Consider the following 22,322-nt stretch of genomic DNA (forward strand, 5'->3'; position numbering starts at 1 on the left):
CACGTGAGCAGCCCAATGGTTCGTCCCATGCGGCCGGCTGACGCCGGCGCGGTGCTCGCCCTCTATCAGGCTGGGCTCGACGGGGGGAACGCGAGTTTCGAACCGGCCGCGCCCACCTGGGAGGCCTTCGACACGGGCCGGCTCGACGAGCACCGCTTCGTGGCCGCCGATGCCGAGGGACGGGTGCTGGGCTGGGTGGCGGTCACGCCGGTGTCGAGCCGTCCCGTCTACGCCGGCGTGGTCGAGCACTCGGTCTATGTGGACCCGGCGGCTCAGGGCCGGGGAGTGGGCCGCGCCCTGCTCACCGCCCTGATCGCCTCGACCGAGGCCGCCGGCGTCTGGACGATCCAGTCCGGCGTCTTTCCGGAGAACACCGCGAGCCTCGCCCTGCACCGATCCTGCGGCTTCCGCACGGTCGGCATCCGGGAGCGGGTCGCTCGTCACGCCACCCGGAACAATCAGTGGCGTGACGTGGTGCTGCTCGAACGGCGCAGCCCGGTGATCGCCTGAGTGGCCGGCGCAGGCCCGGCCCGGGGCGGGTGCGGGAATCATCGACGGGCGAGGTCGTCGAGGATCTCGACCGAGGCGGCCCAGCCCGCCTGGTCGGCCGCGTGCGAGGTGGCGACCGACCGTACGTCGAACTTGTTGCGGGGCGTGAGCCGGTCGGCCTCGGCGATGAAGCGATCCTGCAGTGGCAGCGGGATCATCCGGTCGCGGGTGTGCCGGATGTAGGTCCGCGGGATCGTGCCCCACGTGTCCTTGTGGCCGCGAGCATCCGCCAGCGGGACCTGGGTCGACTCGTCGGGATGCGAAGCGTTGAGAATCGACATGAACTCGGCCTCGGTGGCGTCGGCGCACAGCGCTTCCTTCATTTTGGCCAGCACGGCGGGATCGTCGGTGCGGAAATTGGTGCGCGTCGCGCCGATCACCGCCGGATCGGCGAGCGAGGCGCCGCCCAGCTCGAGGATCAGGGTGCCGGCCGCCTCGGGGGTCTGCAGATAATCGCCCATGGTGGGCAGGTCGACGCAGCAGAAGGCGGAGCTGTAGACCAACCGGCTGATCAGCCCGGGCACCTCGTTGGCCACCCGGTTGACCGTGGCGCCGCCCATGCTGCCGCCCCACAGGATCACCGGGCCCAGCCGGGCCGCGCGGCGAAGCACGGCGACCGTCGCCGCCGCGTAGTCGTCGAGGGTGACGCCGGCCATCGGCGAGGGCTCGGTGGCCAGCGCGGCCAGGTCTTGCGGAGCCTGATAGGAGCGGCGGAACTGACCGGAAAAGACACCGTGGCCGGGAAGCTCGACGCCCACCGTACGGTGGCCGCGCAGGGTGAGCTCGGCGTCGCCGGCGGCTGACCCGTTCGCCCCGGTCACCATGACGAATGTGGTGACCCCGCGGCGGGGCGGCCCGCCCGACCGCGTGGCGGCCGGTGTGGCGACCACCGCTGCCGCACCCGCGGCGGCACCCAGCAGTACGCGCCTCGTCATCGTCCTCATGACTGTCTCCCCTCGTCGTTGTCGGCCTCCATTCAGCCCGACGGTGAGCGGTCGGCGGCAGCGGAGAAAGTACTGGCCGAGCACCTACTTTGGTAGGGTCCGCGGCTCCGGCCCGGCCGGTAGCGTCAGGCCCATGAAGCGGCGCGACCTGCTGATCGACAGCGTGCTGCTGACCGCGCTCGTCGCGGCGGCAGCGCTCGGCGGCGTGCTGACCGCGCACATCACCGGGCCGTCAGATCCTTTCGCGTACGTGTGGGTGGTGGTCACCCTCCAGGTGCTGACCTCGACGGTCGTCTTCTGGCGGCGACGCCGGCCGACGGGCACGGCCATCACGATTGTGGGTTCGGCGCTCGTGCAGACGCTGGTGGCGTTCGCCGCACCGACCACGATGGCCGAGGCTCTGCTGTCGGTGAGCGCCTGGATCCCGATCGCCCTGTCGGTGGTGGTCGAGAATACGACCGAGCGCGGCGTGCCGCCCCGCTGGACTGCGGTGATCTGGGCTCTGATCGGTCTGCTGACCCTGGTCAGCGTGCGACCCTGGGACCCGACGACGAGCTTGGTGGTCAACGGCTTGTTACACAGTGCGGTCGCGCCGCTGGTCGCGCTCTACCTGGCCGCCCGGCGCCGCAAGATGCAGCTCCTCGGCGAGCGGGCCGAGCGGGCGGAGCGGGAGCAGTGGTGGCGGGCCGAGCAAGCGCGGGCCGAGGAACGCGCCCGGCTGGCGACCGAGCTGCACGATCTCGTGGCCCATCGCGTCTCCCTGATGACGTTGCAGGCCGGTGCGCTGACGGTGTGCGCGTCCGATGACGACACCCGCGCCGCAGCCGAAGACCTGCGGGCGAACGGAGCCTTGGCGCTCGACGAACTGCGCGAGCTTGTCGGCGTCCTGCGGCGGGGCGGCCGGTCGGCCGGGACGCCGCTCGACGAGGCGTCCCTGCCGCCGCTGGCTGAGCTGGTGGACGAGGCCGCGCGGGCCGGGCAGCAGGTGGAGCTGGTCGTCGCGGGGGAGCCGGCCGGCCTGTCGCGGGTGACCGGCCGTACGGCCTACCGCGTGGTGCGGGAGGCGCTGACCAACGCCAGGAAGCACGCCGGCGGTGCCTCCGTGCGGGTGGAGGCGCAGTTCGATCCCGAGCGCGTCCGCATCGTCGTCCACAACGGGGCCGGGCAGACGTCGCGGTCGTCCCGGGGCAACGGCGCCGGGCTCGCCGGACTGCGGGAACGGGTCGAGTCGATCGGCGGCACGTTCGACGTCGGACCGGACGGCTCCGGTGGTTTCCGGCTCGAGACGGTGATGCCCACGACCACGACGCCCGAGCGGGAGCTGATTTGACGCCCATCCGCGTGCTGATCGTCGACGACGAGCCGTTGGTGTGCCGGCATCTGGGGACGATCCTGTCTGCCGCGCCCGACATCGTCGTGGTGGGAACGGCTTCGGACGGCGCCGAGGCAGCCGAGGCCGCTGTGCGCGAGAAGCCCGATCTGGTCCTGATGGATCTGCGGATGCCCGGAGTGGACGGGCTCGCGGCGACCGCACGGATCCGGGCGCTGGCGCAGCCGCCGATCGTGCTGGTGCTGACGACATTCGACGCCGACGGGTATGTGATTCGCGCACTGCAGGCCGGGGCCGCCGGCTATCTCGTCAAGTCGACGCCGCCGGCCGACCTGATCGATCTGATCCGGGTGGCGGCGCAGGGTCACACTGTCCTGTCCCCGGTGGCGAAGGACGGTCTGGTCGCCGCCTCGGCCACGGCCCATGCCGAGCGTGTGGCAGCGCTGGCCCGGGTTGCCGACCTCACCGAGCGCGAGCGCGACGTGCTCACCGCCATCGGTGACGGTCTGTCCAACGCGGAGATCGCCCGCCGCCTGTTCCTGTCCGAGACGACGGTGAAGGGCTACGTGTCCCACCTGTTCGAGAAACTCGGCTGCGCCAACCGTACGCAGGCCGGGCTGCTGGCCCAGTCCGCCGGCCTGACGACTCCGGCCGATCAGTGATCGAGCGGCACCCAGCGGGGCCATCCTCCCCTTGACGGCCTCGCTGGGACCTCTCTTCCCATGTCAGCGCCACAGGCCTAGGAATACCCGCGGTGAGACCTGTTAACGCTAACAGGTCAAAGTGAGGTAGGGCCAGACGCATGCGCAAACTGGCAGGACCGATCCGATGACGTCTCACGTGGAGCGCGACGTCGAGTGCCGCGTTCTTGGTGAGTCGCCCGCTCAAGGGCGGTGGGTGGCCCGCACGGCAAGGGCGGTCAGGGGGCCGGCTCAACGAAACGGCGCGGCGCCGCCTGGGACGGGACGGTGGGTGGCTGGCTCAACGGGCGGTGGGGCGCTGGCTCGGCCGGGACGCTGGGCGGCGGCTGGCTCGACGGACGTGGTGGGGCGCCGGCTCGGCCGGGACGGTGGGTGGCTGGCTCGACGGGCGCGGTGGGGTGCTGGCTCGGCCGGGACGGTGGGTGGCTGGCTCGACGGACGTGGTGGGGCGCCGGCTCGGCCGGGACGGTGGGTGGCTGGCTCGACGGGCGCGGTGGGGTGCTGGCTCGGCCGGGACGGTGGGTGGCTGGCTCGACGGGCGCGGTGGGGCGCTGGCTCGGCCGGGACGCTGGGCGGCGGCTGGCTTAACGGGCGCGGTGGGGCGCCGGCTCGACGCCGGCCCGACCCGCTGCACAAGCACCTTCAACGGCATTGTGCGCGGTCGTCGTGTTCGCGCAAGTACTGGTGGCCGGCTTAACGGGCGCGGTCGGGCGCTTCCACCGGGGCGATGGGTGGTGGCCGGCCTAACCGGCGCGGTGGGGCACCGGCTCGGCCGAGGGCGGTGGATGGCGGCCCGCTCGACGAACCCCGTGGGGCGCGGCTCAACCGGGACAGTGGCGGCGACCCGCTCAGCAGGCGCGGTGTGGGGGCGACCCGCTAACGGAGGCGGTGGGGGGACTTCGCCGCTGGGACGGCAGGGCAGGGCTCAGCGGTGGGCTGGCCGTCAGCGATGGGCGCCGTCAGCGGCGGGGTGGTGGGGCGACGCTGTCGCGGGGGATCAGGGTGGGGGCGATCGTGCGGCGGGCGGTCAGGTTGGGGGAGCCGGAGTCGATCTGGGCCAGGAGGAGCTCGACGCTGGCTGTGGCCACCGCGTCGAAGTCGGGGCGGACCGTGGTCAAAGGCGGGGAGTAGTAGGCGGCCTGGGGGACGTCGTCGAAGCCGACGATGCTGATCTCCTCGGGCACGCGGCGGCCGTGTTCACTCAGTGCGCGCAGCAGTCCCAGCGCTATGTGATCGTTCGCGGTGAAGACGGCCGTCACCTCGGGCAGACGGGCGAGCAGCTTGCCGTTGCGATAGCCCGACTCGGCGCTCCAGTCGCCGGTGAGCAGCGGAGGCTGTTCGGCGCCGGCCTTGCGCAGCGCGTCCTCCCAGCCTCGCACCCGCCCGGCGGCGTCGAACCACTCGGCCGGGCCGGAGATGTGCCAGACCGTCGCGTGGCCGGCGGCCAGCAGATGCTCGGTCGCGTCTCGGGCTCCGGCCACCTGGTCGACGGTGACCAGGGTGCTGGCGCGCTCGGGATCGCCGTCGATCGTGACCAGGGGGATGTCCTCGGGGAGGCGAGCCAGCGCCGGGCCGGCGCTGGCCACGGGCGCGATCACTACGAGGCCGGCGACACGCTGGTCGAGGTGGCGCTCGACGGCGTCGGCGATGGATCGCTCGTTCAGGCTGCGGACGCTGCCGACATTGACCGCGAAACCGCTGTCTTGCGCGGCCTGCTCGAAGGCCGTCAGCATCGACGCCGGACCGTAGAGCGCCGTGTTCGGCGCGACGACGCCGATCACCTTGGACGTGCCGGTGACGAGTGCGCGGGCCGTGCGGTTGGGGCGATAACCGAGCTCGGCGATGGCCGCCCGCACCTTGAGCCGGGTGGGCTCGCTGACATTCGGATGCTCGTTGAGCACCCGGGAGACGGTCTGGTGCGACACCCCTGCCAGCCGGGCGACATCCATCATGCCCGGCGGCCGTCCGCGTTTCACACTCACCCGTACCCCGCATCCACTGGTTGCGGGCAGGATATCGCCTCACCGGCCGTCATCGTGACGTGCGGGTACGCCGCGCCGCGGAAATCACAGCGCATTCCTGTTACCGCTCCCCATCGCAACCTTGCGGGAGCGTTCCCAGTCCGACCGGAGCGTCCGTTCTCCCGCCCACCCGCGGTCGGTTAGCCGCTCTTCGACAAGAACCAGACCAAGCACCGGTACGACCAAGTATCGGTTCCCTGGGGAATCAGGCTTTCGTTTCGGCGCATTCCCTCTCCCCCTGCCAGCGCATCGGGCATTTCCGGAAGAGCCTTCCCGTAACGCCGATGGTGGTCCTCGGTGCCGTTGTCATCGGCGGAGAACAATCAAAGATCCGCTTCAGCTGGTAGCCGCGTCGGCGCCGAGAGGGACCGCCGTTGCCGCAGGGATACGAAATGGCAGTGCTTCTACAGCAGAGGCGCCATCGGTGTTCGGCGATTCCGTTGGCGCTCACTCCACGACCCGGGCGCTGTTCGTGTTCGCCTGTTTTCGGCGCCGACGATCATTCCGCTGTTTGCGTTCGCGGACGAGCGGACGAGCGGACGAGCGGACGAGCGGACGAGCGGACGAGCGGACGAGCGCACGAGCGCACGAGCGGCTGGACGGACAAGCGGACGGACGGCTGGCTGGCGGCCGCGCCGTCGAGGAGCGTCTCAGTCCCGAGCGATGAACAGGTCGACGGGCAGGGCGGCCCTGGAGGTTCGCCCGCCTAGCAGTGGCGAGCGCGAGGTGCGGTCCGGCGAGCGGCACCGTCCCTAGTGGCGGAGGGGTCCGCTGCTCGTCCGGATGACCAGTTGCGGGGCGACCAGCACGCGGTCCGGAGGCGGCACCTCGGGCGAGGTCGCCATGTGCTCCAGGAGCAGTGACAAACTCCGCCGCCCCAGTTCGCCGAAATCCTGGTGCACCGTGGTCAACGGCGGCACGAAGAAGCCGGAGTCCGGCATGTCGTCGAAGCCGACCACGCTCACGTCCTCGGGGACCCGCTTGCCCGCCTCGTGCAGGGCCCGCAGCACGCCCAGGGCGATCCGGTCGTTGGCGCAGAAGATCGCCGTCACCGCCGGATCCCGGGCCATCGCGCGGCCCTGCGCGTAGCCCGATTCCGCATCCCACCAGCCGTGCTCCACCGGCGGCACGACCGCGCCGGCCGCGTAGAGCGTCCTGCGCCAGCCCTCGATGCGCTCCACCGATTCGGGCCAGTCGGACGGCCCGGCCGCGTGGTGGACGGTGGCGTGGCCCAGGTCGAGCAGGTGCTGGGTGGCCAGGCGGGCGCCGGCCGCGTTGTCGATGGAGACCGTGGGTGCGGCGTCCGACTCGCCGGAGCCGCCCACGGCCACGCATTGCAGGGACGGTGGCGCCTGGGCCAGGGCGTGGTTCACCGACTGTTTCGGGGCGATCGCGATGACCCCGTCCACCGAGTGCTGGGTCAGCCGGTCGACCGCCTCCAGCACCTGCCGGCGTTCGAGGTCGCGCACGGAGGCGATGCTCACCATGTAGCCGGCGTCGCGGGCCGCGCTCTCGATCCCGTACAGCATGGAGGCGGGACCGAAAAGGGTGGTCTCGAAGCCGATGATGCCGAGCGTGTCGGACTGGCGGGTGACCAGTGTGCGGGCGGCCAGGTTGCGCCGGTAGTTGAGGGAGCGCATGGCCTCGAGCACCCGTTCGCGGGTCTCGACGCGCACGTTGGGGTGGTTGTTGAGGACCCGGGACACGGTCTGGTGCGAGACGCCGGCCAGCTTGGCGACGTCCCGCATGACGGTCAGGCGTGGGCGGGCCGGCGCGGCGGGGATGCCGTCGGCCGCGGGCTTTCTGGATGCCAAGTGGTACCCCCGGGTCCGCGGTGACAATGCCCGATGTGAGCGCGCACAGTGTACGGCTCCGGCTGACCGTGTCCATCGATCCCGGCCGGGTCTTCCTGCACCTTGCGGGATTCGGCAATCTCTCGGTAACAAACCGGTGTTGAAGCCTTGACTCGCTGGATGAGAACGGTAACACTTCCGGAACGCGGGTCCTGAGGGTGACGCCACAGCGACTCGCCGCAACAAAAGTTCCCTTCACCGGTCGCCCGTCATCCCCGCGAGGCGCCGGCCCTCAGCTCTGTGAACGTTAACACGCGCGCCCTCACATTCAGGAGGATTCAGTGCTCAGAAGACTTTCCGTCGCGGTGGCCGGCGGGCTCCTGCTCGCCTCGGCCGTCGCAGGTTGCGGCGCCAGCGACGACGCCGGTTCCGGCAACAGCGGCGGTGGCGGCGACGACAAGATCACGCTCGGCTTCTCGCAGGTCGGCGCCGAGAGCGGCTGGCGCACGGCCAACACCAAGTCGGTGCAGGACTCGGCGGCCTCGGCCGGCATCGATCTCAAGTTCTCCGACGCCCAGGGCAAGCAGGAGAACCAGATCAAGGCCATTCGCAACTTCATCACCCAGCGGGTCGACGTCATCGCCTTCTCGCCGGTGGTCGAGAGCGGCTGGGGCACCGTGCTCAAGGAGGCCAAGGACGCCAACATCCCGGTGATCCTGACCGACCGCGCGATCGACGACCCGGACACCACGCTCTACAAGACCTTCATCGGCTCGGACTTCGTCGAGGAGGGCAAGAAGGCCGGCCAGTGGCTGGTCAAGGAGTACGAGGGCAAGACCGAGACGGTCAACATCGTCGAGCTGCAGGGCTCGCCGGGCGCCGCGCCGGCCAACGACCGCAAGTCGGGCTTCGCCGACGTCATCAAGGCCGACCCCAAGTTCAAGGTCATCGCCTCGCAGACCGGTCAGTTCACCCGGACCGACGGCAAGGCCGTGATGGAGACCTTCCTGAAGTCGCAGCCGGACATCGACGTGCTCTACGCCCACAACGACGACATGGGCCTGGGTGCGATCGAGGCCATCGAGGCGGCCGGCAAGAAGCCCGGCACCGACATCAAGATCATCACCGTCGACGCGGTCAAGGACGGCATGACGGCCCTCTCCGAAAACAAGATCAACTTCATCGTGGAGTGCAGCCCGCTCCTCGGCCCACAGCTGATGGACCTGGTCAAGAAGGCCAAGGCCGGCGAGACCATCCCGCAGCGCGTGCTCACCGAGGAGACCACCTTCACGCCGGAGCAGGCCAAGGAAGCTCTGCCGTCCCGTAAGTACTGAGAGCGGTTGGTGGGCCGTCCGACCAGGACGGCCCACCGCTGAACGGAGCCCACATGGCCGACCAGTTGAAGATGACCGGCATCAAGAAGATCTTCCCCGGCGTCGTCGCCCTCGACGGCGTCGACTTCCGGCTGTTACCCGGCGAGATCCACGCGCTGATGGGTGAGAACGGCGCCGGCAAGTCGACGCTCATCAAGGTGCTGACCGGGGTCTACGACATCGACGGCGGCGAGATCGAGCTGGCCGGGCAGCAGGTCCGGTTCACCGGTCCGCTGCAGGCTCAGCAGGCCGGCATCAGCACCGTCTATCAGGAGGTCAACCTCTGCCCCAACCTCTCGGTGGCGGAGAACATCTTCATCGGTCGCGAGCCGCGCAAGTTCGGGCGCATCCAGTGGTCCGAGATGCGCAAGCGGGCGGCCGCCCTGCTCGCCCGTCTCGATCTCGACCTCGACGTCACGGCCCAGCTCGACAGCTACTCGCTGGCCATCCAGCAGATGGTGGCGATCGCCCGCGCGGTCGACATCCAGGCTCGCGTGCTGATCCTCGACGAGCCCACCTCCAGCCTGGACGCCTCCGAGGTGGAGCAGCTCTTCACGATCATGCGGCGGCTGCGGGACGAGGGCGTGGCGATCCTGTTCGTCAGCCACTTCCTCGATCAGGTCTACGAGATCGCCGATCGGATGACCGTGCTGCGCAACGGCCGGCTGATCGGTGAGTTCCGCACCGAGGACCTGCCCCAGATGCAGCTGATCAGCAAGATGATCGGCAAGGAGCTGGAGGCCCTCGAGGAGATCGAGGAGCAGGCCCGGGAGGCGAGCTCGCCGGAACGGGGGACGCCCATCCTCGAGGCGCGCCAACTCGGCCGCACGGGCGCGATCGCCCCGTTCGACCTGACGATCCACGCCGGCGAGGTGGTCGGCCTGGCCGGGCTGCTCGGCTCCGGCCGTACGGAATTGGCCCGTCTCCTGTTCGGAGCCGACCGCCCGGATCACGGCGAGTTGCTGGTCGACGGCAACGCCTCCGCCGTGAAGAGCCCGCGCGAGGCCATGGCGAAGGGCATCGCCTTCTCGTCGGAGAATCGGCGCACCGAGGGAATCATCGGCGAGCTGACCGTACGGGAGAACATCATCCTGGCCATGCAGGCCGCCCGCGGCTGGACCAGGCCCATCCCGCGCCGCAAGCAGGACGAGCTCGTCGACAAGTACGTCAAGGCGCTGCAGATCCGCCCGGCCGACCCCGAGCGACTGGTCCGGGACCTGTCCGGTGGCAACCAGCAGAAGGTGCTGCTGGCCCGCTGGCTGATCATCGAGCCCCGGCTGCTGATCATCGACGAGCCCACCCGCGGTATCGACGTCGGCGCCAAGGCGGAGATCCAGCGGCTGGTCGCCCAGCTGGCCGACGGCGGCATGGCCGTGCTGTTCGTCAGCGCCGAGCTCGAGGAGGTCCTCCGGCTCAGCCACAAGATCGAGGTGCTGCGCGACCGGCGGCTCGTCGAGGAGCTCCAGAACGGCGACGACGTCGACGCCGACCGCATCATGCAGACCATCGCCAGCGGAGCCACGCCATGACGACACTCCTGAGACACCGGCTGTTCTGGCCCACCGCCGTCCTGGTGGTGCTGCTGGCCAGCAACCTCGTGTTCTCGAACAACTTCTTCTCGATCACGCTGCAGGACGGGCACCTCTACGGCTCGCTCATCGACATCCTGCGCCGCAGCGCGCCGCTGGTGCTGGTCGCGCTGGGCATGACGCTGGTGATCGCGACCGGCGGCATCGACCTCTCGGTCGGCTCGGTGATGGCGATCTCGGGCGCGCTGGCCTGTCTGCTGATCGGCGACCTGAGCAACCCGGACGCACTCGGACCGGTGCTGCTGGTCGTCGGCGCGGCGATCGCCCTGTGCGTGGTTTTCGGACTGTGGAACGGATTCCTGGTCGCGGTGCTCGGGATCCAGCCGATCATCGCGACGCTGATCCTGATGGTCGCCGGGCGCGGCGTGGCTCAGCTCATCACCGGCGGGCAGATCCTCAACGTCCACTCGGCGCCCTACCGGGTCATCGGCGCCGGATATTTTCTGGCCGTCCCCGTCTCGTTCCTGATCGCGGCGGTCGCGGTCGGCCTGACGGTCGCGCTGACCCGGCGTACGGCTCTGGGCCTGCTCCTGGAGTCGGTCGGGGGAAGCCCGACCGCGAGCCGGCTGGCCGGCATCCGGGCCCGCCGGATCACGATCATGGTGTACGTGTTCGCGGCGGCCTTCGCGGGCGTGGCCGGCCTGATCTACAGCTCCGACGTGTCCAGCGCGGACAGCAACGCGGCCGGCAACCTGATCGAGCTCAACGCGATCCTGGCCGTCGTCCTCGGCGGCACGGCGCTGACCGGTGGCCGGTTCTCCATCGCCGGCAGCGTGCTCGGCGCGGTCATCATCACCACGCTCGACATCACCGCGGTCAGCGTCGGCGTCCCGGTCGAGACGACGCTGCTGTTCAAGGCCGTCGTCGTGATCATTCTCTGTCTGGCCCAGTCGGCGACGTTCCGGGCCAAGGTCTTCGGCCGATTCGGCACCAAGCGAGTGGAGGTTCCGGCGTGATCGACGTGTCCACTCCACCCACGCCGCAGCGGAATCGTCCGATCCTCGGCCGCCGGGTCTACCGGCCCAACACCCGGCACGTCCCGGTGCTGGCCACCCTGGTGCTGCTGATCGTCATGTACTCGGTCGGCGTCTACAACTACGAGGGCTTCGGCGACACCCAGGTGCTGCTGAACGTGTTCGTCGACAACGCGTTCCTGCTCGTGGTCGCGGTCGGCATGACGTTCGTGATCCTCACCGGCGGCATCGACCTGTCCGTCGGTGCGGTGATCGCCCTGACCACGACGGTGACGGCGACCCTGCTGGCGGCGGGCTGGCCGGCCGGGGTGGTGCTCCCGCTGGTGCTGCTCATCGGCACGGTGATGGGGCTCGGCATGGGTGCGGTCATCCACTTCTTCAAGGTGGAGCCGTTCATCGCCACGCTGGCCGGCATGTTCCTGGCCCGCGGGCTGTCGCTGCTCATCGACCGCAACTCGATCCCGATCACCAACGACTTCTGGATCCAGATGGCCCAGAAGCGGTTCCGGTTCGGCGAGGGCGTCTTCATCTCGCTCAACGTGGTGATCGCGCTGATCGTGGTGCTGATCGCCGCGCTCGTGCTGGCCTGGACGCGGTTCGGGCGCAACGTGTACGCGATCGGTGGCAACGCCGACTCCGCGCTGCTGATGGGCTTGCCGGTCGGCCGTACGCGGATCGCGGTCTACACCCTGAGCGGTTTCTGCGCGTCGCTGGGCGGAGTGCTCTACAGCTTCTACACATCGTCCGGCTACAGCCTGCACGGGCAGGGGCTGGAGCTCGACGCGATCGCCGCGGTGGTCATCGGCGGGGTGCTTCTGACCGGCGGCTCGGGGTATGTGCTGGGCACGGTCCTGGGCGTGCTGGTGCTCGGCCTGATCCAGACGATCATCACGTTCCAGGGCGACCTGAACTCGTGGTGGACCCGGATCGTGGTCGGGATCCTGCTCTTCGTCTTCATCGTCCTGCAGCGGCTCGTCACCAGAAAGGCCAAGTGAATGACCGCGTACACCGTTGGGGTGGACTTCGGCACGCTCTCGGGGCGCGCTGTCGTCGTCCGGGTCAGCGACGGCGAGGAAATGGGCTCGGCCGTGCACGAATACGAGCACGGCGTGATCGAACGGACGTTGCCGGCCACGGGGAAGCGGCTGCGGCCCGACTGGGCCCTGCAGGATCCGGCCGATTACGTCGCGGTCTTGCGTACGGCGGTCCCGGAGGCCGTGGCGGCGGCGGGCATCGACCCCGGCGACGTGATCGGGATCGCCACCGACTTCACCGCCTGCACCGTGCTGCCGGCGCTGGCCGACGGCACCCCGCTCTGTCAGCTCGCCGCGTTCACGGGCCGGCCCCACGCGTACGCGAAGCTGTGGAAACACCATGCGGCGCAGCCCCAGGCCGACCGGATCAACGAACTGGCCCACCGGCGCGGGGAGCCGTGGATCGACCGGTACGGCGGCAAGATCTCCTCGGAGTGGCAGTTCGCGAAGGCGTTGCAGGTGCTCGAGGAGGACCCGGAGGTCTACGCGCGCACCGAGCGCTGGATCGAGGCGGCCGACTGGATCATCTGGCAGCTGTGCGGTGTCGAGACGCGCAACGCGTGCACGGCCGGATACAAGGGCATTCTGCAGGACGGTGAGTATCCCAGCGCCGACTATCTGGCCGAGCTCAACCCGGCGTTCGAGGACTTCGCGTCGACGCGGCTCGCGCACCCGATCTCGGCTCTGGGTGAGCGGGCCGGCGGGTTGACGGCCGAGGCGGCGTCCTGGACGGGGTTGCCGGAGGGCATCGCTGTGGCGGTCGGCAACGTGGACGCGCACGTGACATCGCCGGCCGCCCGGGCCGTCGGGCCGGGGCAGATGCTGCTGGTGATGGGGACGTCGACCTGCCACGTCATGAACTCGTCGTCGCGCGCCGCGGTGCCGGGGATCTGCGGCGTGGTCGACGGCGGCATCCTCGCGGGGCTGTACGGCTACGAGGCCGGGCAGAGCGGCGTGGGGGACATCTTCGGCTGGTTCGTGGACAACGGGGTTCCGCCGTACGTGCACGATCAGGCGCGCGAATCCGGCGTCAGCGTGCACGATCTGCTCTCCCAGGAGGCAGCCGCGCAGCCGGTGGGCGGGCACGGTCTGATCGCCCTCGACTGGCAGAGCGGCAACCGGTCGGTGCTGGTCGATCACCACCTGTCCGGGGTGATCGCCGGGCTGACCCTGGCCACCCGGCCGTTCGAGATCTACAAGGCGCTGATCGAGGCGACCGCTTTCGGGACGCGGAAGATCGTTGAAACGTTCGAGGCGGCCGGGGTGCCGGTGACCGAGTTCGTCGCGGCCGGCGGGCTCAAGCGGAACCCGCTGGTCATGCAGATCTACGCCGACGTGCTGCGGCGGCCGATCAGCGTGGCCTCGTCGGAGCAGGCGCCGGCTCTGGGGTCGGCCATCCACGCGGCCGTGGCCGCCGGTGCCTACCCGGACGTGGCGACCGCGTCCGAGGCGATGGGCCGGGTCGAGAAGGACGTGTGGCAGCCGAACTCCCCGGACGCCGACGTCTACGACCGTCTCTACGCCGAGTACGCCGAGTTGCACGACTACTTCGGCCTGGGCGCCGGCAAGGCCCTGCACCGCTTGCGCGCGATCCGCGACGAGGCCTTCCGCCCGTCGTCCGGCCGCGAAGTGAGCGGATCTGTTGTGTCAGGAGCCGGGGAGTGACGGTTGTGCGCGTTTCCCAGACGATCGCTCAGATCCGTGCCGAGGTGTGTGATCTGCATGCGCATCTCACCCGGTGGGGACTGGTCACCTGGACGTCGGGCAATGTGTCGGCCCGGGTGCCGGGGGAGGACCTGATGGTGATCAAGCCGTCGGGGGTCGAGTACGACTCGTTGACGCCGGACTCGATGGTGGTGTGCGACCTGGACGGTGCTCTCGTCGAGGGGGAGCACAGCCCGTCCAGTGACACCGCCTCGCACGCGTACGTCTATCGCCACATGCCCGAGGTGAACGGCGTCGTGCACACGCACAGTCCGTATGCCACGGCCTGGGCCGCGCTCGGGGAGCCGATCCCGTGCTCGATCACCGCGATGGCCGACGAGTTCGGTGGGGACATCCCGATCGGGCCGTTCGCGTTGATCGGCAGCGACGACATCGGGCGGGGGATCGTCGAGACGTTGCGCGGCTCCCGGTCGCCGGCCGTGCTGATGCGCCAGCACGGCCCGTTCACGATCGGCGCCACCGCCAAGGCCGCCGTCAAGGCCGCGGTGATGTGCGAGGACGTCGCCCGCACCATGCACCTGGCCCGCCAGCTCGGCCCGATCGAGCGGCTGCCCGGCACCGCCGTCGACAGGCTGTTCGACCGCTACCAGAACGTCTACGGCCGGCCGTTGTCGCCGGACGGTCCGGAGCCGGGGAACGGTCCGGCGGCCGGCCACGAAGTGAAGCAGGGTCAGCAACTGATGGAGGGACAGCAATGAGTGAGCACGAGGTCTGGTTCCTGACCGGCAGCCAGGGACTGTACGGCCCCGAGACCCTTGATCAGGTCGCCTCGCAGTCCCAGCAGATCTCGGCCGCGCTGGACGCCGGGCTGGACGTCAAGGTCGTGTGGAAGCCGGTGCTCACGAACGCCGGCGACATCCTCACCACGGCCCGGCAGGCGAACGACGACGACAAGGTCATCGGCGTCATCGCGTGGATGCACACCTTCTCCCCGGCGAAGATGTGGATCGCCGGGCTGGACGCTCTGCGCACCCCACTGCTGCACCTGCACACCCAGGCCAATGTCGAGCTGCCGTGGGCGTCGATCGACATGGACTTCATGAACCTGAACCAGGCCGCGCACGGCGACCGCGAGTTCGGTTACATCGAGGCCCGGCTCGGCGTCGCGCGCAAGACCGTGGCCGGGCACGTCTCCGACCCGCGCGTGGTCGAGCGGATCGCCTCCTGGGTGCGCGCCTCGCGCGGGCTGGCAGCCGTCCGTTCGCTCAAACTCGCGCGTTTCGGCGACAACATGCGCGACGTCGCGGTGACCGAGGGGGACAAGGTCGAGGCCCAGTTGCGGTTCGGGGTCTCGGTCAACACGTACGGGGTCAACGATCTCGTGGCCGTGGTCGACCAGGTGCTCGACGCCGAGATCGACAAACTGGTGGGGGAGTACGCCGACCTCTACGACATCGCGCCCGAGCTGCGTGACGGCGGGGAACGGCACGACTCGCTGCGCTACGCGGCCCGGATCGAGCTCGGGCTGCGCGGTTTCCTCGAGACCGGCGGCTTCCGGGCGTTCACCACCAACTTCGAGGATCTGGGCGGGCTCCGCCAGTTGCCCGGGCTCGCGGTCCAGCGGCTGATGGGCGACGGCTACGGCTTCGGCGGTGAGGGCGACTGGAAGACGTCGGTCCTGTTGCACACGCTCAAGGCGATGGCGCCCGGTGGCACGTCCTTCATGGAGGACTACACCTATGACCTGACACCCGGCCAGGAGCGAATTCTCGGCTCACACATGCTCGAAGTGTGCCCGTCCATCGCGGCCGGCACGCCCCGGCTCGAGATCCATCCGCTCGGGATCGGCGGGCGCGAGGACCCCGTACGCATGGTGTTCGACGCCGCCCCGGGGCCGGCCGTCGTCGTCGGGCTGACCGACATGGGGGAGCGGTTCCGGTTGGTGGCCAACGAGATCGAGGTCGTCGCCCCGAGCGCACCGCTGCCCAAGCTCCCGGTCGCTCGCGCGGTCTGGAAGCCGGCCCCCGACTTCGCCACGTCCACCGAGGCCTGGCTGACCGCTGGCGGGCCGCACCACACGGTGCTCTCGTCCGTGGTCGGCACCGAGGAGCTGACCGATCTCGCCGAGATGCTCTCCACCGAGCTGCTGGTGATCGACGACTCGACGACCATCCGGCAGTTCACCAAGGAAGTCCGCTGGAACCAGGCCTACTACCGCCTGGCCCGCGGTTTCTGACCGTCCGGTTCCTGGCCCGGGCTGCGCTTCGCCGGCTCAGCTCGGGCTCCCGGACGACTCCGCCGAGAGCCGGCCCGCCCGGACAGGTCACGCGGCCAGCGAGTGCGCCACGCGGCGCAGGAACTCGTTGTTCGAGGCTGTGCCGCGCAGCTGGTCGAGCAGGCGGCGGGTGCCGTCCGGGCCGTCCAGGACCCGGCGCAGCTGCGCGGTGATCGCCAGCTCGGCCGGGGAGAGCAGCGCCTCGTCGTGGCGCGTGCCGGTCGACGACAGGTCGATGGCCGGGAACACCCGGGCCTCGGCGAGTGTGCGGTCGAGCTTGAGCTCCGCGTTGCCGGTGCTCTTGAACTCTTCGAAGATCAGGTTGTCCATGGCCGACCCGTTCTCGACCAGCGCCGTGGCGATGATGGTCAGCGAGCCGCCACCGTCGATGTTGCGGGCCGCGCCCAGGAACCGCTTCGGCGGATAGAGGGCTGACGCGTCCAGGCCGCCCGAGAGCGTACGCCCGCGACCCGGCGCCATCAGGTTGTAGGCCCGGCCCAGCCGGGTGATCGAGTCGAGCAGCACGACCACGTCCTGGCCCTGCTCGACCAGGCGCTTGGCCCGCTCGATGGCCAGCTCGGCCAGCGCCGCGTGCTCGTGCGGGGGCCGGTCGAAGGTGGCCGCCACGACTTCGGCCTTCACCGTACGGCTGAAGTCGGTGACCTCCTCGGGCCGCTCGTCCACGAGCACCACCATCAGGTGCACCTCGGGGTTGTTGTGCGCGACCGCGTTGGCGATCTGCTTGAGGATCGTGGTCTTGCCGGCCTTGGGCGGCGCCACGATCAGCGCCCGCTGCCCCTTGCCGAGCGGCATGGCCAGGTCGATGACCCGGGTGGTGAGCAGCTTGGGGTCGGTCTCCAGACGCAGCCGCTCCTGTGGATAGAGCGCCGTGAGCTGATAGAACTCGGGCCGCCGGCCCATCGGCCGGTCGAGCTGGAGGGTCGCCGGCTTGCGGCCGCCGGGCGTCCGGGCGACGCCCGCGATCCGGTCGCCGCGGCGCAGACCGAGGCGACGCACCTCGTTCATGCTCACCGGGATGTCGTTCTTTCCGGGCAGGTAGCCGTCGACGCGCAACCAGGCCCGGTCGTCGGCGATGTCGAGCAGAGCGTCGAAAGCGATCTCTGCGGTGGCGGATTCGGCCGGCGCGGTACGCGTGCGGCCTCGGGTGGGTGTGACTGTCATGGGGGTGCTCCTCGAGAGCCTGCGGCGAAAGAACGCCACGCAGGGATGAGAGAAAACGCCGTAACGGCGCGGTGGGAAAAGGCGAGCCGCGAAGGCTGCCGAGTGACTCACCGGGGGCTACCAGGACTGGTGCCGCATCCGGAGGGCGACTGCGGTAAAGGTAGCACTGCTCGGTTCAAGCGCAAGAGATGACATCCTTCGGACACGCCGTGTTTGCCGGCCGGACGCGTCGGCGGTATGGAATGCGGCGTGCACCACGCGAACCACTACTACGGCCACAGCCACGTCCTGGCCCGCTACTGCGGCCTCGACGACACCGACCCGCCGCGGCTCCACGGATATCTGCAGCACGGCTGGAACATCGGCGACGGCATGGCCCCCGACCACGAGTACGTTCCCGGCGTCCCGAAGTTCGTCTGGTCCGAGCGGGTCCGCCGCCGGGCCTGGTCGCTGGGCCGCCGTGAGGTCTACGTGGTCGGCGCCCCGTGGGCGTACCTGATCGCGATGGAACCCGAGCCGGCCGGCGCCCCGCAGCGCGAGGGGACGATCTGGTATCCCTTCCACGGCTGGGAGGGGCAGCACATCATCGGCAACCACGAGGGCCTCATCGAGCAGATCCGGGCCACCGAGCGCGGTCCGGTCACGGTCTGCCTGTACTGGCAGGAGTTCCGGGACAAGCGGGTCCGGGCCACGTACGAGCGGGCCGGCTTCCGGGTGATCTCGCACGGCTACCGGGGTGGCTGGTGGAAGGATCTCGAACCCGGCTTCCTGTATCGACAACTGGCTGAGCAGCGCAAACATTCCCGGGTGGCGTCGAACCGCCTGAGCAGCGCGATCATGTACGGCACGCTCGCCGGTTGCGAGCCGGCCGTCTACGGTGACCCGATGCAGCTGGAGCGGGAGAGATCGGCGTTCGGCGGGCAGGCCCGGATCGTCCGGGAATGGGCAGACCTGCACGGCCCCTCGCTCGACCTCGACGTGGCTCGCCGGATCGCCGTCGCCGAGCTGGGCGCCGACCGGCTGCTGCCGCCGGCTGAGCTGCGCCGCCTGCTCGGCTGGCCGTCCCCGCGTGAAGTTCCCGATCTCGAGCTGACCGGAGTGCTGACCCGATGACCACCCTGATCGGCGGGGAGATGCTCTCCTGGTCCGACCTCGACGGCAGCCACGGCCCGGCTCCCGCCTCCGGTGACGCTCTGCGTTCCCTGCTGTCGCAACCCTTCGGCCGTACGCTCGTGGCCGGCCCGCACGCTCCGGAGTTGCTCGACGCGCTGCCGCCCGAGCAGCTGACCGTCCTGGTGCGCGGCGACGCCGACGTTCCGGCCGTCTCCCGCCCCGGCGTCACGGTGCTCTGCGGCAGCCTCGAGAAGCTCGCGGCGGCGCCCGCCTACGACACCGTGGTCGCGTTCGACGGTCTCGACCGCCTGCTCTCGGCCGAGGCCCAGCCGCACTCCTGGGACGAGACCCTCGAGATGCTCCTGGCCGTCCTCGAGCCCGGCGGCCGCCTGCTGCTGGGCATGGAGAACCTCTTCGGCGTCCACCGCCTGGTCGCGCTGCCGCCGGCACCCGCCGACGCCGACTGGGTGGTGCCCGACGACCGCGATCCTCAGCGGCCGGCCGGGCACGCGCGGTTGCTGGAGCGGCTCACGCGGAGGGGGCTGAGCGTCGAGCGCGACTACGCGGCGTACCCGTCTCTGACGTCACCGAGCGTGCTGCTGAGCCGCGAGATTCTGGCCGATCCGTCGGTCGCCGGTGCGCTCGAGGCGGCCGTCGCCACCGCGGTCGAGGCGAGGACGGACACCCTGGCCGATCCTGTACGCCTGGCCACCGGCGCCCTGCGCAACGGCCTGGCCACCGAGTTGGCCCCGGCCTGGATCGTCATCGCCGGACCGGGCGACACCACGATCCCCACCCCCGACGCCGTGATCTCCTCGCGGGAGGCCACGAACCTGCCGCGTGGGCGCACCCTGGAGGACCACCTCCTGGCCGCCGCCCAGCGCCGTGACCTGCCCCGGATGCGCACTCTGCTGACGGCTTGGCAGTCCGGCCCGGCCGCCGGGGTCCGCGCGGGTCAGATTGTCGTCAGCGAGCCGGCTGCGCTTACCGCCCCGGCGTCGGCTGCGCTTACCGACCTGGCGTCGGCCGCGCTCGCCGACCCGGCTCCGGCTGCGCTCACCGCTCTGGCTCCGCCGGGCGAGCCGCTGACCGCGCTGCGCGCGTTCGCCGCGACGGTGATCGCCGGCGGCTTCGCCCACCTGTGGCCGATCCCAGCCGACGAGGCCGAGCTGACCGCTGTGCTGGCCGGCATGACCGGCCGCGAGCTTGAACCGGCCGAGGTCCCGCCGGCCGGGGCGCCGGTCGCCCACGCGGTCGGGGACCTGCTGGCCGACCGGGCCCGCCTCACCCGCGAGCTGGCCGAGGCCAAGGCGAAACACGAGTGGTACGAGTCGATGCTGCTGCGCCGCGAGGCCGAGCTCAAGCGGGTGCGTCAGATGAACGCGCTGCTCTCGGCCACGATTCCCGGCAAGGCCGCCACCACCCTGGTCGGCGGTCTTCGCGCCGGCAAGCGAGCCGTCCGCTCGGTCGTGCGGCGCACCCGCGACAACTGACGGCTCAGCCCGCGACAATTGACGGCGCGCGCGGGTTGACGGCGCGCGCGGGTTGACGGCGCGCGCGGGTTGACGGCCCGCGACAATTGACGGCGTGCGCAGGTTGGCGGCGCGCGCGGGTTGACGGCGCGTGACAACTGACGGCTCAGGCCGCCGCCTCGTCGTAGACGTCTTCGAGGCGGCGGCTCTGCTTGACGACGTCGAAGCCGGCCTCGGCGCGCGCCCGGGCCGCCGTACCCATCGCTCTCTGCAGATTTTGATCGTCCAGCAGTTTGCGGAGGTTGGCCGCCAGCGCCTCGCGGTCGCCCTCCGCGCCGAGCAGGCCGGTGATGCCGTCGGCGACCGCCTCCGGGATGCCGCTGTGGTGCGTCGCGACGACCGGGAGGCCGAGCGCCATCGCCTCGACGATCGTGGTCGGCAGGCCCTCGCTGTCGCCGTCGGACGCCGTACGGGACGGCGCGGCCAGCACCCGGGACTCGCCGAGCAGGCGGTACACCTCGTCGAGGGGCTGGGCGCCGAGGAACGTGGCGTCGACGCGCAGGCTGCGGGCGAGTCCCTGCATCTCGGCGAACCGCGGCCCGTCACCGAGGAACAGTGCCCGCGCGTTCAGGGTGCTCAGCGCGGCGATCAGGTCGTCGGCGCCCTTCTTCTCGACGAACCGGCCGGCAAAAGCGACGTCCCACTGCTTCGGGGAGTCCGGGACCGCGGCCGGGATCGGCACACCGGTGTGGTGCACGCGGACCTTCGCCGGGTCGGCGCCCCACGCGATCGCCTTCTGCCGGATCACCTCGGAGACGGCGATCAGGATCGATGCCCGGTGAAAGACCGTGCGCAGGTTGCGGCGGTAGCGCACGCCTTTGGGGCCGGTGCTGGACGGCTGGCGGGTGACGTCGTGCCCGTGCAGCGTCACCACCAGCGGCACCCCGGCCCGGGCGGCACTGCCACTGATCAGCCAGCCGTCTCCGCCGAAGTGGGCGTGCACCACGTCCGGGCGTACGGTCGCCATCAGCTTGTGCAGGTGAGGCGACGAACCGGTGAGCCGCAGCCGCAGGAACGCCCGCCGGTCGGCCTCGGACGGGTAGGCGATGAGGTCGGTCTCGCGGGCCAGCACCGAGTCGACCTTCGTCGCGCCCGCGTAGACCGGCTGCCAGCGGCTCAGCGAGTCGGCCTGGTTGCGGATGAACGTCTCCGAGCCCAGGAGCATCGCGCTGCGCCAGATGAGGGCCTTAGGCATGGGCGTTCTTGCGGCCGACCACCAGATCGCGGACGCGGTGCCGGACGCTCGGGGGCAGCGCCCAGATCTGCAGGAACGTCACGTAGTCGAGCGCGCCCGGCCGGCCGTGCAAGCGCGCCTCGGACAGCAGCTGCCGGAAGACCTTGGGGTCGCGGGTCGGTGCGGCCATCGAGCTGATCACGCTCATCGTCACCGCAGCGTACGCCCGCGGTGTGAAGAGGTGCCGGTTGGCGCGGGCCCAGGCCAGCTGTTCCTCCCACGGGTTCTGCAGGCTGATCCGCTCGCGGTTCTCATCCTGGTGCCAGAGCACGAGGGCCTCGGGGGCGTAGAGCAGCTCCACGTCGTCGTGCTGCAACGCGCGCAGTGTCCAGTCGAGCTCCTGCTGCCGGCGCAGGCCGACGGTGAACGGCACCCGGCGCAGCAGCTCGGTCGGCGCCATGATCGTGGAGGTCTGGATGAAGCCGTCGCCGTAGAACAGGCCGTGCCGCACGAGCAGGTATTCGCTGAGCGGCTGGCCGGGCGCGGGCAGCCGGCGCGGCATCACGGTGTCAGCCCGCGGCGTCCGGCTGATCATGCGGGTGGCCACGATCGGCGAGCCCTTGGTGGCCGTCGCGGCCAGGGCCAGCTGCGTCCCGATCTTGCCGGGCAGCCACTCGTCGTCGTCGTCGAGCAGCGCCACCCACCGGCCCCGGGCGGCCAGCACGCCCTGGTTGCGGGCATTCGGGGCCTTGCCGCGCTCGGGCAGGACGAGCACCCGCAGCCGGTCGTCGCCGATCTCCTCGAGCGCGGTCACCGTCTTGTCGTCGGGCCCGTCGATCACGACGATGACCTCGAGGTCGCGGTGGGTCTGCGCGAGGGCGCTGTGCACCGCGCGCGTCGCCAGTTCCGGGCGGTTGCACGTCGGGATGACGACGCTGACGTCCATGTCTTGGGTACCTGCTTCAGGTCGGTGGGGGCCTGGGCCGGACATTAAGGGCGCGCGGCAGCCGGGTGGTTAAGCGCAGTGGTCTTCGACACGAAGCGCGCGTGTGCACGGGCCGTCTCAGCGGTCC

At 70.6% G+C, this 22,322-nt stretch carries 18 protein-coding genes; 12 read left to right on the forward strand and 6 right to left on the reverse strand.

Annotation, left to right across the window (positions count from 1 at the left end; genetic code table 11):
• Nucleotides 1–27 precede the first annotated feature (27 nt).
• On the forward strand, nt 28–510 hold the full coding sequence (locus tag NAG42_RS28415; RefSeq protein ID WP_284045995.1) for a GNAT family N-acetyltransferase: 483 nt from the start codon (nt 28–30) through the stop codon (nt 508–510).
• Nucleotides 511–548: 38 nt separating this feature from the next.
• Here the strand turns inward: NAG42_RS28415 and NAG42_RS28420 are convergent, their stop codons facing one another.
• Nucleotides 549–1,493: an alpha/beta fold hydrolase gene (locus NAG42_RS28420; RefSeq protein WP_250034856.1), complete on the reverse strand. Its 945-nt coding sequence runs from the start codon at nt 1,491–1,493 to the stop codon at nt 549–551.
• Nucleotides 1,494–1,626: 133 nt separating this feature from the next.
• On the opposite strand from NAG42_RS28420, the gene NAG42_RS28425 reads away from it, so the two are divergent.
• Both NAG42_RS28425 and NAG42_RS28430 read left to right on the forward strand, forming a co-directional pair.
• Nucleotides 1,627–2,823 carry a sensor histidine kinase gene (locus NAG42_RS28425; protein WP_250034858.1) on the forward strand — a complete coding sequence of 399 codons (1,197 nt, stop codon included), beginning with the start codon at nt 1,627–1,629 and terminating at the stop codon, nt 2,821–2,823.
• Nucleotides 2,820–3,485, forward strand: a complete 666-nt coding sequence (locus NAG42_RS28430) for a response regulator (protein ID WP_250034859.1) — start codon at nt 2,820–2,822, stop codon at nt 3,483–3,485. Before NAG42_RS28425 ends, NAG42_RS28430 begins: the two co-directional genes overlap by 4 nt.
• Before the next feature lie 998 nt (nt 3,486–4,483).
• On the opposite strand, the gene NAG42_RS28435 is transcribed toward NAG42_RS28430, so the two are convergent.
• Together NAG42_RS28435 and NAG42_RS28440 are read right to left on the reverse strand one after the other, a co-directional pair.
• Nucleotides 4,484–5,476, reverse strand: coding sequence for a LacI family DNA-binding transcriptional regulator (locus NAG42_RS28435; protein ID WP_250035098.1), 993 nt, complete (start codon nt 5,474–5,476; stop codon nt 4,484–4,486).
• A gap of 821 nt (nt 5,477–6,297) precedes the next feature.
• Complete coding sequence (locus NAG42_RS28440; protein ID WP_250035099.1) at nt 6,298–7,293, reverse strand: LacI family DNA-binding transcriptional regulator; 996 nt, start codon at nt 7,291–7,293, stop codon at nt 6,298–6,300.
• 386 nt (nt 7,294–7,679) lie between these two features.
• On the opposite strand from NAG42_RS28440, the gene NAG42_RS28445 reads away from it, so the two are divergent.
• Genes NAG42_RS28445 through araA form a run of 7 tightly spaced genes read left to right on the forward strand, consistent with a single transcriptional unit; the run spans nt 7,680 to nt 16,209 of the window.
• Nucleotides 7,680–8,672, forward strand: coding sequence for an ABC transporter substrate-binding protein (locus NAG42_RS28445; RefSeq protein ID WP_250034861.1), 993 nt, complete (start codon nt 7,680–7,682; stop codon nt 8,670–8,672).
• Between the two features lie 53 nt (nt 8,673–8,725).
• Nucleotides 8,726–10,240, forward strand: coding sequence for a sugar ABC transporter ATP-binding protein (locus NAG42_RS28450; RefSeq protein ID WP_250034863.1), 1,515 nt, complete (start codon nt 8,726–8,728; stop codon nt 10,238–10,240).
• Nucleotides 10,237–11,256, forward strand: coding sequence for an ABC transporter permease (locus NAG42_RS28455; RefSeq protein ID WP_250034864.1), 1,020 nt, complete (start codon nt 10,237–10,239; stop codon nt 11,254–11,256). Before NAG42_RS28450 ends, NAG42_RS28455 begins: the two co-directional genes overlap by 4 nt.
• 5 nt (nt 11,257–11,261) lie before the next feature.
• Nucleotides 11,262–12,269: a galactofuranose ABC transporter, permease protein YjfF gene (yjfF, locus tag NAG42_RS28460; RefSeq protein ID WP_438872458.1), complete on the forward strand. Its 1,008-nt coding sequence runs from the start codon at nt 11,262–11,264 to the stop codon at nt 12,267–12,269.
• Nucleotides 12,270–13,973, forward strand: coding sequence for a ribulokinase (gene araB / locus NAG42_RS28465; RefSeq protein ID WP_250034868.1), 1,704 nt, complete (start codon nt 12,270–12,272; stop codon nt 13,971–13,973). It begins immediately after the preceding gene.
• Nucleotides 13,974–13,978: 5 nt separating this feature from the next.
• A complete protein-coding gene (locus NAG42_RS28470) occupies nt 13,979–14,731 on the forward strand; it encodes an L-ribulose-5-phosphate 4-epimerase (RefSeq protein ID WP_250034870.1) in 753 nt (250 codons plus the stop codon).
• Nucleotides 14,728–16,209 carry an L-arabinose isomerase gene (gene araA / locus NAG42_RS28475; protein WP_250034871.1) on the forward strand — a complete coding sequence of 494 codons (1,482 nt, stop codon included), beginning with the start codon at nt 14,728–14,730 and terminating at the stop codon, nt 16,207–16,209. Before NAG42_RS28470 ends, araA begins: the two co-directional genes overlap by 4 nt.
• Nucleotides 16,210–16,296: 87 nt before the next feature.
• On the opposite strand, the gene rho is transcribed toward araA, so the two are convergent.
• Nucleotides 16,297–17,430: a transcription termination factor Rho gene (gene rho, locus NAG42_RS28480; RefSeq protein WP_284045996.1), complete on the reverse strand. Its 1,134-nt coding sequence runs from the start codon at nt 17,428–17,430 to the stop codon at nt 16,297–16,299.
• Between the two features lie 249 nt (nt 17,431–17,679).
• On the opposite strand from rho, the gene NAG42_RS28485 reads away from it, so the two are divergent.
• Both NAG42_RS28485 and NAG42_RS28490 read left to right on the forward strand, forming a co-directional pair.
• A complete protein-coding gene (locus NAG42_RS28485) occupies nt 17,680–18,543 on the forward strand; it encodes a hypothetical protein (RefSeq protein WP_250034873.1) in 864 nt (287 codons plus the stop codon).
• The gene (locus NAG42_RS28490) at nt 18,540–20,036 is read left to right on the forward strand and encodes a hypothetical protein (RefSeq protein WP_250034875.1); all 1,497 of its coding nucleotides are present in this window, start codon (nt 18,540–18,542) and stop codon (nt 20,034–20,036) included. The genes NAG42_RS28485 and NAG42_RS28490 overlap by 4 nt, the downstream gene beginning before the upstream one ends.
• A gap of 145 nt (nt 20,037–20,181) precedes the next feature.
• Here the strand turns inward: NAG42_RS28490 and NAG42_RS28495 are convergent, their stop codons facing one another.
• Both NAG42_RS28495 and NAG42_RS28500 read right to left on the reverse strand, forming a co-directional pair.
• Nucleotides 20,182–21,270 (reverse strand): glycosyltransferase, encoded by a 1,089-nt coding sequence (locus tag NAG42_RS28495; RefSeq protein WP_250034877.1) that lies wholly within the window; start codon nt 21,268–21,270, stop codon nt 20,182–20,184.
• Nucleotides 21,263–22,195 carry a glycosyltransferase family 2 protein gene (locus tag NAG42_RS28500; RefSeq protein WP_250034879.1) on the reverse strand — a complete coding sequence of 311 codons (933 nt, stop codon included), beginning with the start codon at nt 22,193–22,195 and terminating at the stop codon, nt 21,263–21,265. Before NAG42_RS28500 ends, NAG42_RS28495 begins: the two co-directional genes overlap by 8 nt.
• Nucleotides 22,196–22,322: the final 127 nt, after the last annotated feature.

This window comes from Paractinoplanes maris (assembly GCF_023544465.1).
GTDB classification, from domain to species: Bacteria; Actinomycetota; Actinomycetes; order Mycobacteriales; family Micromonosporaceae; genus Actinoplanes; species Actinoplanes maris.

What these genes read in the sequence shown, in the direction of transcription:
- NAG42_RS28495 (WP_250034877.1), bottom strand. Translation starts at nt 21,270, where the DNA reads ATGCCTAAGGCCCTCATCTGGCGCAGCGCGATGCTCCTGGGCTCGGAG.
- NAG42_RS28500 (WP_250034879.1), bottom strand. Translation starts at nt 22,195, where the DNA reads ATGGACGTCAGCGTCGTCATCCCGACGTGCAACCGCCCGGAACTGGCG.
- NAG42_RS28425 (WP_250034858.1), top strand. Translation starts at nt 1,627, where the DNA reads ATGAAGCGGCGCGACCTGCTGATCGACAGCGTGCTGCTGACCGCGCTC.
- NAG42_RS28490 (WP_250034875.1), top strand. Translation starts at nt 18,540, where the DNA reads ATGACCACCCTGATCGGCGGGGAGATGCTCTCCTGGTCCGACCTCGAC.
- NAG42_RS28450 (WP_250034863.1), top strand. Translation starts at nt 8,726, where the DNA reads ATGGCCGACCAGTTGAAGATGACCGGCATCAAGAAGATCTTCCCCGGC.
- NAG42_RS28455 (WP_250034864.1), top strand. Translation starts at nt 10,237, where the DNA reads ATGACGACACTCCTGAGACACCGGCTGTTCTGGCCCACCGCCGTCCTG.
- NAG42_RS28415 (WP_284045995.1), top strand. Translation starts at nt 28, where the DNA reads ATGCGGCCGGCTGACGCCGGCGCGGTGCTCGCCCTCTATCAGGCTGGG.
- NAG42_RS28440 (WP_250035099.1), bottom strand. Translation starts at nt 7,293, where the DNA reads ATGCGGGACGTCGCCAAGCTGGCCGGCGTCTCGCACCAGACCGTGTCC.
- rho (WP_284045996.1), bottom strand. Translation starts at nt 17,430, where the DNA reads ATGACAGTCACACCCACCCGAGGCCGCACGCGTACCGCGCCGGCCGAA.
- NAG42_RS28420 (WP_250034856.1), bottom strand. Translation starts at nt 1,493, where the DNA reads ATGAGGACGATGACGAGGCGCGTACTGCTGGGTGCCGCCGCGGGTGCG.
- NAG42_RS28435 (WP_250035098.1), bottom strand. Translation starts at nt 5,476, where the DNA reads ATGATGGATGTCGCCCGGCTGGCAGGGGTGTCGCACCAGACCGTCTCC.
- araB (WP_250034868.1), top strand. Translation starts at nt 12,270, where the DNA reads ATGACCGCGTACACCGTTGGGGTGGACTTCGGCACGCTCTCGGGGCGC.
- araA (WP_250034871.1), top strand. Translation starts at nt 14,728, where the DNA reads ATGAGTGAGCACGAGGTCTGGTTCCTGACCGGCAGCCAGGGACTGTAC.